We start from the raw sequence: 11,933 nt of genomic DNA on the forward strand, positions 1-11,933 counted from the left end.
GCAGCGTCGGGCAGCCCGCGCGGCTGCTTGACCCTGCCTTAAACCGGGCGGTAGAACCGGTTATGTCCGACATTCATCTTTCCGGTCGCGTTGCCGACGCGCCTTCCAACAACTGGGTCTACAGGGTGCTGCCGCGCAACCTGTGGCCTTACGCGCAACTCGCCCGCTGGGACCGTCCGATCGGCTGGCAATTGCTGATGTGGCCGTGCTTCTGGTCCGCAGCACTCGCCGCCAATGCGGCCAAGGATCTGGGGGCGTTTTCGCCCGGTCAGTTCATCGGGCACCTGGTGCTGTTTTTCATAGGCGCCGTCGCGATGCGTGGCGCGGGCTGCACCTATAATGACCTCGTTGACCACAAGATCGACATGGAAGTGGCGCGCACGCGGTCGCGGCCGCTGCCGTCAGGTCGCGCCACGCGCTTCCAGGCGAAGGTGTTCATTGCGCTGCAGGCGCTCGTCGGCTTGCTGGTGTTGCTGCAGTTCAATGGCTTTGCGATCGCGCTCGGCATCGTCTCCTTGGCGATCGTTGCCATTTATCCCTTTGCCAAACGCTTCACCGACTGGCCGCAGTTCTTCCTTGGGCTAGCTTTTTCCTGGGGTGCGTTGATGGGATGGGCGGGCGTCTTCGGCAGCCTGTCCTGGGCGGCCATCTGGCTCTACCTTGCGGCCATCGCCTGGACGATCGGCTACGACACGATCTATGCGCACCAGGACAAGGAAGATGATGAACTCATCGGCGTTCGCTCCACGGCACGCCTCTTCGCCGAAGATACGAAGGCCTGGCTGATCGGGCTTTACGGGCTGACGCTGCTGTTCCTCCTCTTCGCCTTCGCGGCCGCCGGTATCGGCTTCCTCGGCTATCTCGGCTTGTTCATCGCCGCTGGCATGTTTGCCTGGCAGGTGGCAGTGCTCGATATCGACAACGGCGACCAGTGCGTCGAACTGTTCCGGTCGAACAGCCGGGTCGGCGCCATCATCTTTGCAGGGCTTGCCGTTTCGCTGCTCTTCTAGAAACGAAAAAGCCCGACCGCTGCCGGTCGGGCTTTTCATTGCATTACACGCTGGACAAAGGGACAGAAAGCCTAGCGCCGTGCAATGATTTCCTTGCCTTCGATCCGCATCGTCACGCCGAGATTGCCGGTCGTGCGACGGACAAGGAAGCGCGGCCGCCGTGCCGCGAAGTAGGAATGGCGGCGACGCGGAGCGGTGCGGGTGGAGCGCACGTCTCCGAAATGGTTTTCCAGCGGCCGGGCAACGCCGTCGGCCTCCACCATCAGCATCGGAATGCGGAAGGCATCCGACCAGCTGCGCCAGTCGGCTGCGATATCGCAAAGGTCGTGCGCCACCAAAAGCGGGATGCAGAGACCCGGATCGTCGTGGTGCAGTTCAAGCGTCACGGTGACTTCGCCGTCTCCGTGATCAATGGCTCTCGCAGCAACGCCCTTGAAGGCGCGAGCGGGAAGGGCGAACGACAGCGGCAGGCCGCTGGTCGGAAGGATCTTGCGCAGCACAGCGCCGCGCTCGTCGATGGTAATAGTGACATCTCCTGATGTCTCGCGCAGCGCATACGTGATTTGCTGCGGGAAACGAGACGGATCGAGCCTCAATGTCGACCCTGCCCATACGGGCTTCAGAACGGTATTGCTCATCCAATGCTACCCTTGTTTTACCTGAGAGCCGTTGCCGGTATCTCGTGCGGGACTTTTGTCCTCTGATGGCTGGAGCATAGGAGCCGCCCTTCCAAAACTGCTTAAAAATCGCGGTTAAGGAAAGTTTGCCTCGGTCGATGGTTATCAAAACCGATCGGAGTTGGGTTTCTCCAAAGTAAATCAGGTGCAGAAAATGCAGTCTAATCATCGACTTGAGGCGGTGCCGCCGGCTTGAAAGCCCCGGGCAAGGCTGGTCGGCAATGCTTGCCACAGCATCATTCCGACTCGCAGGGCCTCGTCATGGTATCGACCTATCTCACCTTCGATCTCGTCAATCGCGATATCCAGAAGAGCCTCGGCCGCATCTCCGGCCAGACGATGGTGGCCAACGATACCAAGTATTACCAGGAGAATATCGGCAAGGTGAAAAACCTGGACGAGTTCCTGGGCGATTACCGGCTTTATTCCTACGCCATGAAGGCGCACGGCCTGGAAGAGATGATCTACGCCAAGGCCTTCATGAAGAAGGTGTTCGAAAGCGACCTCAGCGACGAGAACTCGTTTGCCAACCGCCTGACGGACGAGCGTTACAAGAACATCGCCGCGGCGTTCAATTTTGGGGCAGCCGGGGGGACTGCTGCCGCCCAGTCGAACGGCCAGATGGATGAATTGTTCGAGACCTACGACGAAACTGTCGCAGCATTGAACGATACGACGGCCGAGGACACCCGCTATTTCAAGGTCATGCTCGGCACGCTGGGCAATATCAACAGCGTCGACGAGCTTCTCGCCAACGACCGCCTGCGTGATTACCTGTTCCGCGCCTACGATTATGACGCGAAATATTACAACCGCGATGCCATCCGCGGCGCCATGGTGAGCGATCCGAACGATCCGTCGAGCTTCTTCAACCAGGCATATGGCAACGAGCTTGCGGGTTACCGCGCGGCGCGCACGGAGGATGGCGAGCTTGCCGAGCGCGCCACGATCATCATCGCGCTTCCCGCCCTGCAGGACACCATCCAGACAGGACAGACGACGCGCACCGACCTGATGGCGCAGATTGCCGCCAAGCAGAACGAGATCGACAATGCCACCGGCGACACCTCGGCGCTGCAGCAGGAACTGGACGCGCTGCAGGCGAGCCTTGCCGCGACCGAAGCCGGGCTCCTCAGCGACCAGGCCGAACTCGACCGCTATAACACGCGCCTGACGGAGCTCAACTCGCGCCTTGTGCCGGTCGACCAGACGGAAGCGCGCCGCGAAGCGCTGCAGGAGATCATCAATGCATCGGTCGACAAGATCCCGTTCTTCCAGTTCATGGAAGTGCTGGCGAATGACTTCAACTTCAACCCGGATGGTTCGGTGCCGCCCGGCGGCTTCATCACGGACGACAAGATCGATGAACTGGTTGGCGGCTATTTCAGCTCCCAGACACGCACCACCCGTGCCGAGGCAATGTATAATCAGGAGTATTTCGAGAAGAAGCTCCCGACCATCACCAAGGCTTCCGACATCACGGACGACCCGCGGCTGCTGCAGTATGTGAAGGTCGCCTACGGTCTCGACGAAAGCTATATCGTCCCGTCAACGATCGAGCGTATCCTGGCGAACGACGGCGGCATCGTAGAGCAATATGAAGAAACGCGTCCGCAATACCGCGCGCTCTACAACGCCTTCAACTTCCAGGCGGACGGTACCGTCGCTGCCGGCAACGCCCAGACCGAAGCACAGACCTCGGCGACCCGCGACGGCTATATGAGCCGCTGGGACGACAAGCAGGAAGCTGCGACAGAGAAGAGCATCCAGTTCTACAAGCTCGACATGGCCGCGCTCAAGTCGGTCAACGATCTATTCGGCTCGGGCCGGACCAGCCTCAACTTTGCGCTGGAGGCCGTCGGCATCGAGCTGTCGACCTACTCCGACCTGAAGCTTCGGAACGCGCTGAAGAGCGATCTTTCCGACCCCAAGAGCTACATCTACACGCTGAAGGATCCGCGCCTCGTCAAGCTTGCGAAGCTGTTCAACTTCGCCCCGGACGGTTTGATAACCACGCCCGTCATGGCGCAGTCCAACGCGACCATCACCAACATCGCCAAGGACTACATCCTGCGCAAGACGCGCTATCTCGAAAAGGATGAGCTCGAAGCAGCCAAGACCAAGGCGCAGGCGGAAGCGAAGTATTACACCGACACCATTCAGCGCATCGAGAACAAGTCGGAGCTCCTGGCGGACCGCAAGCTGCTCGACATCCTGCTGTTTTCGAAGGGCATCGATCCGGAAACCGTCACTGACGATTTCCTGAAGAAGGCCTTCGATTCAGACCTTTCGGATACGAAGAGCTTCGTCAACATCCAGGCTGACAAGCGTTTTGCGCAGCTCGTCGGCACGTTCAACTTCCTGCCGGATGGCGAAATCGATCGCCGGGCCGCTGGTAACGTGCAGAACGGCGGCGAGGTCATCACCACGCAAAGCATGTATGTGCGGCAGTTGCTGGAGACTGAGCAAGGCGAGGAAAACCCGGGCGTGCGCCTGGCGCTTTATTTCGAGCGCATGGCCGACAGCATCACTGACCCTTACGTCATCCTCGGCGACGAGGCGCTGCTGGAGTTCTTCCGCGTCACCTTCAGCATGCCCGCCGAAATGGGCAGCATGGATGTCGACAAGCAGGCGCAACTCGTCAAGAGCAAGCTCAACCTGGAAGACCTGAGCGATCCGGTGAAGCTCAAGAAGCTCGTCCAGCGCTTCACCATGATGTACGACATCGAGAACCAGGTGATCAGTTCCGGTGCCGTCGACATCCTGGGCGGCACGAGCGGCAGCATCAGCGCCGACACGCTCTGGGCACTTTCGCAGCTGAAGATGCGCTAGCCCTCTAGCGCATCATCCGGGCCCGAGGGTCCCGCTACGGGACGCTGACGACCTTGCCGGGGTTCATGATGCCGGCCGGGTCGAAGGCCATCTTGATGCGCCGCATCAGGTCCATCTCGATCGGTGAGCGGATATGCGCGAGCTCGTCCCGCTTCAACTGTCCGATCCCATGTTCGGCCGAGATCGAGCCACCGGCAGCCAGCACGATCGGGTGGACGATGTCATTGATCATCCGCCACTTGGCGAGGAAATCCGCCTTGTCGGCGCCGACCGGTTGGGAGATGTTGTAGTGGATGTTGCCGTCGCCCAGGTGGCCGAAGGCGCAGATGCGTGCACCCGGAACCGCTTCGAGCACGGCCTTGTCCGCTTCCGCCATGAAAGCCGGGATCTTCGAAACCGGCACCGAAACGTCATGCTTGATAGAGCCGCCTTCCGGCTTCTGGGCATCCGACAGGCTTTCGCGCATGTGCCAGAGCGCCTTTTGCTGCGCGACCGAGGAAGCAATCACAGCATCGCGGATCAGCCCGCTGTCTAAGCCCGCCTCCAGCAGCGTCTGGATCATGCGCTCCGCTGTTTCGGCGGAGTCCGATGTCGAGATGTCGATCAGCACATACCACGGATGCGGATCGGACAGCGGGTCGCGCACACCTTCGGTATGGCGAACCGAGAACTCTATGCCGATGCGCGGCATCAGCTCAAAGCCGGTGAGAGAAGTGCCGCACAAGGTGGAAGCGGTCTCCAGCAGCTGCAACGCATCCTCCGGCGAATTGACGCCTGCCATCGCGACCTGGTGGCCGCGCGGCTGCGGGAACAGCTTCAGAACCGCGCCGGTGATGACGCCGAGCGTACCTTCCGCGCCGATGAACAGATCGCGCAGGTCATAACCGGTATTGTCCTTCTTCAGCCGGCGCAGGCCGTCCCAGATTTCACCAGTCGGCAGCACGACCTCCAGCCCCAGGCAGAGCTGGCGCATGTTGCCATAGGCAAGCACGGCGGTGCCGCCGGCATTGGTGGAAAGGTTGCCGCCAATCCGGCAGGAGCCTTCCGATCCGAGCGACAGCGGAAACAGGCGGTCGACGGCTTCTGCGGCCTTCTGGACATCCGCCAGGATCGCGCCGCCATCCGCAACCAGAACATTCGCAACCGGATCGACATCACGAATGCGGTTCATCCGCTCCAGCGAAAGGATCAGGTCGGTGCCTTCGGCGCGCGGCGTCTGGCCGCCGACAAGCCCCGTATTGCCGGTCTGCGGTACGATCGGCGTGCCGGTTTCGCTGGCGAGTTTGAGGATTGCGGAAACTTCCTGGGTCGAACCGGGCTTCAGGAGCATTGGGGAGGCGCCCCGGTACAGCCCACGCCCTTCCACCAGATGCGGCGCGAGGTCATTCGGGTCGCGCAGCACATGATTGGCGCCGACAATGGCGGCGAAACGATCGAGAAGCTCCGGTCGCGGTCCTGGAATGTCCATAGGCTCCTCCTTCTGTCGGCTAGGTATCGCGCGGCGCGGCCGCACGCGAAAGGCGGTCGTTGATGGCTTCGCCAAGGCCATGATTGGGTATTGGTGCCACGGCGATGACCCGCGCTCCGGTCGCATCGGCGCGCTTCAGCATGTCGAAAAGATTGGCCGCCGCCTCGGCGAGGTCACCGGAAGGGCTGAGATTGAACATCGCCGCGGCCTCGTTCGAGTTGCGAACGGCCTCGGGACCGAACTGGATCAACGTTTCCCCGGCCTTGGCCTCGGTCGCCTGCAGGCGGACCTGTGCGCCCGGAGCATAATGGGAGGCAAGCATGCCCGGCGCCTCGATGATCGCCGCAGCACCCTTCGGTCGCTCGATCGCGGTCCCTGTAATCTTCTCGATCTCCTCGGCCGCGATGCCGCCCGGCCGCAGCAATCGGATCGTGTCTCCTTCCACCCGCACGATGGTCGATTCCACGCCGACCGGCGCGGTGCCGCCATCAATCACCAGCTTCAGCTTTTCCCCAAGGTCATCCGCTACATGCCGGGCACGCGTCGGGCTGATCTTGCCGGACGTATTGGCGCTTGGCGCCGCAAGCGGCTTTCCGAAGGCCCGAATGAGATCGGAAGCGAAACCCTTCGGCACCCGGATGCCGACCGTATCGAGGCCCGCTGTCGCCAGCGCATGGATGCCGCTCTCCGGCTTCAGCGGCAGGATGAGCGTCAGCGGCCCCGGCCAGAAGGTCTCCGCCAGCTTTCGCGATATCGGATCAAAGACGGCGTAGTGCTCGGCCATGGCGAGATCCGCCATGTGGCAGATGAGCGGGTTGAAGCGTGGCCGGCCCTTGGTCTCGTAGATGCGTGTGATCGCGCTCGGATTGGTCGCGTCGGCCGCAAGCCCGTAGACTGTTTCGGTCGGCACTGCCACGGGTAGGCCTTCGCCCAGCACCTGGCAGGCTGCCTCGATGCCGTGGTCGCGGTCTGTTCTGATGTCGATGATGTCTGCCGTCATGTCCGCCTGTGAATAACGCGGACCGGGCCAGCTTCAAAGCTTTTTGATCTTTTCCCGAAGCTCTTCGCTGGAGGTCCCCAACATCAGCACGTTCTTGACGGCTTCCTTGGGGTCGCTGGTCTGGAACAGCACACCGTTCTTGCGGATCGAGCGGTTGATCTGCAGCTTGCCTGGCTCGCCGGTGAGCGCCACGGCAAAATACATGCGGCCGTTCGCCGGGCTGATCCGCTCGAAGAAGGTGTCTTCGCCAATCTGGCCGGAAAAGTTGGCGATGTAGAAGGACCAGCTCACCGGCAGGCGGGCGAGCAGCGTGCGTGCCGCCGTCACATGGCAGTAACCAAGGTGCGGCCGCTCATCCAGCGTGCGGTGGAAGATGATCTTGGGAAACTGGATCGAGCGATGGAAGCCGTTGATCCGCTCGTGGCTCTTTTCGGCGGCAGCCTGCAGCACCTGGCCGGTGCGCTCGGCGACCTCCTCATGCGTCAGGTAGCGCCGCTCTTCCGGCGACCACGTGCTGCGCGCCCGGTAGATCCGGCCGGTGCGCAGGAACTCGGAATGTTTGGCAGGTTTGGGCGCCGGCTGGTTTGCAGCCGAAGGCGCAGGAGCATCGAAATACCTGATCTTTGCGCTGGGCTGCACGGCGACATAGCTCCTGTTCATGCTGCGATCAAAACCGTAGCGACCTTCTTGCCACCCCTTCCTTTTGCGGGGCTGGAGACACACCCTTCAACGACAAAAACACGCCGTCGTCATTGCAGTGTCCGATGTCGCATTGTCGCCTATGCGACAGATCCGTCGGGTGGTTATATCCGCGCCGGGTGGGGAACAGGATTTATCGGTCGCGGTGATTTTCGGCGAGGCAGGCCAGGCGGAACGCCGCGGTCGTCCCGGACCCTTTGCCGCGCATTTTGGGAACCGGAAGATGGAATTTCGCAGTCAGGTGATGCGGCAGCTCAAGAACCGCCGCGAAGGCTTCAGCCTCGAGCAATCGTTCTATACCGACCCGGCCTATTTCAAGCTCGATATGGAAATGCTCTGGTACCGTGACTGGCTGTTCGTCGGCCATGATTGCGAACTCCCGAAGAACGGCAGCTATTTCACCCTGCAGATCGGCGATTATCCGGTGGTCGTGGTGCGCGGACGCGATGGGCAGATCCGCGCGCTGCACAACACCTGTCGGCACCGCGGAAGCCGCGTCTGCACCAAGGAGCATGGCTCGGCGGTTCGGCTTGTCTGCCCCTACCATCAGTGGACCTATGAACTCGACGGCTCGCTGCTCGTCGGCCGCCAGATGGGTAGCGACTTCGACAAGTCGCAATACGGCATGAAGCGGGTCCATTGCGAAAGCGTCGGCGGCTATATCTTCATCTGCCTTGCAAATGAAGCGCCGGATTTCGCGCCGGTACGGGCGCAGATCGAACCCTATCTCGCGCCGCATCGCCTGACCGAAGCGAAAGTCGCCCACCAGTCGACCATCATTGAAAAGGGCAACTGGAAGCTCGTCTGGGAAAACAATCGCGAGTGTTACCATTGCGCCGCGAACCATCCGGAGCTTTGCCGGACTTATCCGGAAGCGCCAACGGCAACCGGTGTCCAGGGCGCGGCGGATGACCCAGTAATTGCCGATCACTGGAAACGTTGCGAGGCGGCGGGCCTGCCCAGCACCTTCCAGATGCATGAAAGCGGGCAGTTCCGCGTCGCCCGCATGCCGCTTGTCGAGGAGGCGGAAAGCTACACCATGTCCGGCAAGCCGGCCGTTTCGCGCCCGCTGTCGGATGATGTGACGCTCCCGCATATCGGTACGATGCTGCTCTTCCATTACCCGACCACCTGGAACCATGTGCTGGGCGACCATGCGATCTCCTTCCGCGTGCTGCCGCTTGGGCCGGAGGAAACCGCCGTCACCACGAAATGGCTGGTCCACAAGGATGCCGTCGAGGGCGTTGACTATAACCTCGAGGAACTGACGCATGTCTGGAACATGACCAACGACCAGGACCGCCAGATTGTCGAGGAAAACGCCTTCGGCATCCGTTCTCCGGCCTATGAGCCGGGCCCGTACTCGGATCTCCACGAAGGCGGCGTCATGCAATTTGTCGAATGGTATTCGAACTTCATGGTCAACCGCCTGATGGGCGAGGGCGAGCAGGGGCAACTTTCGATCGTCGCCTGATCCGCGAGACGTCCAACAACCATCTGCAAACGGCCAGGCCTTCGCTTGGCCGTTTTCTTGTTGTGGATGCCGCATCACCAGTCGGCCTGGCGCTCCTCACGCACGAGATTGACAACTGTATTTACGTTTACGTAAAAAGCAGGTGGAGAAGCCGGTCCCGCGGATCGGCTGCGGCGCGTCAGGCGAGGAGATTTCGATATGTACAAGGCACCGGTTCAGGATATCGCATTCACGCTCAACCATGTGGCGGGACTGGCGGAAGCCGTGGAAAGCGGGCGCCTGGGGGATCTCGGTAGCGATCTCGTTGATGCGATCCTGGAGGAAGCAGGTAGCTTCGCCGGTAACGAGATGGCGCCGCTTGGCGAAATTGGCGATCGGCAGGGCGCGCGCCTCACCGACGGCGAGGTGAAGACGCCAGACGGCTGGGCCGAACTTTACCGCCACTGGCGCGAGGGTGGCTGGAACGGCCTCACGGCACCGGAAGCCTTCGGCGGCCAGAACCTGCCGCATATGCTCAACGTCGCCGCGCTTGAGATGTGGAACTCCGCCTCCATGGCCTTCGCGCTCGCCCCGACGCTGACGATGGGTGCGATCGAGGCGCTGGTTGCGCACGGCAGCGACGCGCTGAAGGACAAGTATCTGGCCAAGATGGTATCCGGCGAATGGACCGGCACCATGAACCTCACAGAGCCACATGCCGGCTCCGACCTCGGCGTCCTGAAGACGCGCGCAGAACGCAACGGTGACGGCACCTACCGCATCTTCGGCCAGAAGATCTTCATCACCTGGGGTGAGCACGACGCGGCGGACAACATCATCCACCTGGTGCTGGCACGGCTTCCCGATGCCCCGGCCGGCACCCGCGGCATTTCCCTTTTCCTGGTGCCGAAGTTCTTGGTCAATGACGACGGCTCGCTCGGCGAGCGCAACGACGTCTATTGCCATTCGATCGAGCACAAGCTTGGCATCCACGGCTCGCCGACCTGCACCATGATCTATGGCGACGGAAAGTTCGGCGCCGAGAAGGGCGCGATCGGCTGGCTCATTGGCGAGGAAAACAAGGGACTCGCCTGCATGTTCACGATGATGAACAATGCGCGCCTGGCTGTCGGCATGCAGGGTGTCGCGATTGCCGAGGCGGCAACGCAGAAAGCCATCGCCTATGCCAACGAGCGCACGCAGGGCAAGGCGCCGGGCTGGTCCGGCTCCGGCATGAGCCCGATCATCGAGCATCCGGATATTGCCCGAACGCTCGTCACCATGAAGGCGTTGACGCAAGGCGCGCGCGCGATCTGCTATGCCTGCGCTCATGCGATCGACATGTCGCACCACACCGAAGGCACCGACGCGCGCTTCTGGAGTGAACGCGCTGCCTTGCTGACGCCGATCGCCAAGGCCTTCGCCACCGATGTCGGCGTCGACGTGGCGTCGCTCGGCATCCAGGTGCATGGCGGCATGGGCTTCATTGAGGAAACGGGCGCGGCGCGTTACCTGCGTGATGCCCGCATTGCACCGATCTACGAAGGCACCAACGGCATCCAAGCGATCGACCTTGTCGTGCGCAAGCTGCCGCTCTCCTCCGGCGAGCAGGTGCGCGGCTTCATCGGGGAGTTGCGCGACATTGCTGAGCGCGTTGCGGCTTCCAACAACGCCGCCTTTGGAGAAACCGGCGACCGGCTGAAGGCCGCCCTTGCGGCGCTGGAAACGGCAACGACCTGGCTGCTCGAGGCGCAAGCCGAGGGCCGGGTGGCGGAAGCGCTCGCAGGCGCCACGCCTTACCAGCGTCTTTTCGGCCTCGTGCTCAACGGTTGTTACCTTGCCAAGGGTGCGCTTGCCCCGGTGGAAGACGGCAACGCCGACAAGCGCGTCGCGCTTTGCCGCTTCATGGCGGAGAACCTTCTCGCCGAAACCTCGGCACTCAAGGATCGCGTTGTCTCCGGGGCGCCGAGCCTTGAAGCTGCCCGCGCTGTTCTCGCCTGAAGGAGCCTCCCGTGAGCGATACGCACATCCTGGTCGACCGTCCCGAGGCGCATCCGGGCGTCATGGTGATCCGCTTCAACCGCCCGGAAAAGAAGAACGCCATCACCTCGGCCATGTATGACCGGATGACGGCGGCACTCGACGAGGCCAACTCCACACCGGAAATTCGGGCCGTGGCCTTCCTCGGCACGGAGGGTTGTTTCTCGGCCGGAAACGACATGGCCGATTTCCTGAGTTATGCCATGTCGAGCTCTACCGAGCCGCCGGAAGCCGCGAAATTCATCAAGGCGCTGGCAAAGGCAGAAAAGCCGCTCGTCTCCGGTGTCGATGGCCTGGCGATCGGTATTGGCACGACGATCCACCTGCATTGCGACATGACGGTTGCTTCGAGCCGCAGCCTGTTCAAGACACCGTTCGTGGATCTCGCCCTCGTGCCTGAAGCGGCCTCCAGCCTGCTTGTGCCGAAGATCATGGGTCACCAGCGCGCCTTTGCCCTGCTTGTCGCCGGGGAGGCATTCTCCGCACAGGCCGCGCTCGAAGCAGGCTTGATCTGGAAGATCGTCGAGCCTTCCGACGTCGAGCCACACACGCTTGCGCTGGCAGCGAGCCTTGCGGCAAAGCCACCCCAGGCGCTGAAGATCGCGCGCGACCTGGTCAAGGGTCCGCGGGACGAAATCCTGGCGCGCATGGATGAAGAACTGGTGCACTTTTCGGCTCAATTGCGGAGTGCAGAGGCCCGCGCCGCCTTCGAAGCATTCCTTCGTCGTTAAGCATCACCAAAGCTAAGACGGCG

At 62.0% G+C, this 11,933-nt stretch carries 9 protein-coding genes; 5 read left to right on the top strand and 4 right to left on the bottom strand.

Features of this window, described 5'->3' with window-relative positions; genetic code table 11:
• The first annotated feature begins 62 nt into the window (after positions 1–62).
• The gene (ubiA, locus tag CYG48_RS01935; protein WP_118848843.1) at positions 63–1,010 is read left to right on the top strand and encodes a 4-hydroxybenzoate octaprenyltransferase; all 948 of its coding nucleotides are present in this window, start codon (positions 63–65) and stop codon (positions 1,008–1,010) included.
• A 71-nt stretch (positions 1,011–1,081) separates the two neighbouring features.
• Here the strand turns inward: ubiA and CYG48_RS01940 are convergent, their stop codons facing one another.
• Entirely contained in the window at positions 1,082–1,648 is a 567-nt protein-coding gene (locus CYG48_RS01940; protein ID WP_118848844.1) for a DUF6101 family protein, read from the bottom strand.
• A gap of 300 nt (positions 1,649–1,948) precedes the next feature.
• On the opposite strand from CYG48_RS01940, the gene CYG48_RS01945 reads away from it, so the two are divergent.
• A complete protein-coding gene (locus tag CYG48_RS01945) occupies positions 1,949–4,519 on the top strand; it encodes a DUF1217 domain-containing protein (protein ID WP_118848845.1) in 2,571 nt (856 codons plus the stop codon).
• Between the two features lie 34 nt (positions 4,520–4,553).
• Here the strand turns inward: CYG48_RS01945 and CYG48_RS01950 are convergent, their stop codons facing one another.
• From CYG48_RS01950 to CYG48_RS01960, 3 genes are read right to left on the bottom strand one after another with little or no spacing between them, the layout of a single operon-like run.
• Positions 4,554–5,987 (bottom strand): FAD-binding oxidoreductase, encoded by a 1,434-nt coding sequence (locus CYG48_RS01950; RefSeq protein WP_118848846.1) that lies wholly within the window; start codon positions 5,985–5,987, stop codon positions 4,554–4,556.
• A 19-nt stretch (positions 5,988–6,006) separates the two neighbouring features.
• Positions 6,007–6,987, bottom strand: a complete 981-nt coding sequence (locus tag CYG48_RS01955) for an L-threonylcarbamoyladenylate synthase (RefSeq protein ID WP_118848847.1) — start codon at positions 6,985–6,987, stop codon at positions 6,007–6,009.
• A 33-nt stretch (positions 6,988–7,020) separates the two neighbouring features.
• Positions 7,021–7,626 (bottom strand): DUF6656 family protein, encoded by a 606-nt coding sequence (locus tag CYG48_RS01960; protein ID WP_245450378.1) that lies wholly within the window; start codon positions 7,624–7,626, stop codon positions 7,021–7,023.
• Positions 7,627–7,909: 283 nt separating this feature from the next.
• Between CYG48_RS01960 and CYG48_RS01965 the strand changes: the two genes are divergently transcribed.
• The 3 genes from CYG48_RS01965 (at position 7,910) to CYG48_RS01975 (ending at position 11,910) form a co-directional block, all read left to right on the top strand.
• On the top strand, positions 7,910–9,160 hold the full coding sequence (locus CYG48_RS01965) for an aromatic ring-hydroxylating oxygenase subunit alpha (protein WP_118851432.1): 1,251 nt from the start codon (positions 7,910–7,912) through the stop codon (positions 9,158–9,160).
• A 198-nt stretch (positions 9,161–9,358) separates the two neighbouring features.
• Positions 9,359–11,140 carry an acyl-CoA dehydrogenase gene (locus CYG48_RS01970; protein ID WP_118848849.1) on the top strand — a complete coding sequence of 594 codons (1,782 nt, stop codon included), beginning with the start codon at positions 9,359–9,361 and terminating at the stop codon, positions 11,138–11,140.
• Between the two features lie 62 nt (positions 11,141–11,202).
• Complete coding sequence (locus CYG48_RS01975) at positions 11,203–11,910, top strand: crotonase/enoyl-CoA hydratase family protein (protein WP_245450528.1); 708 nt, start codon at positions 11,203–11,205, stop codon at positions 11,908–11,910.
• Positions 11,911–11,933: the final 23 nt, after the last annotated feature.

Source organism: Neorhizobium sp. SOG26, from assembly GCF_003491345.1.
GTDB lineage: Bacteria > Pseudomonadota > Alphaproteobacteria > Rhizobiales > Rhizobiaceae > Neorhizobium > Neorhizobium turbinariae.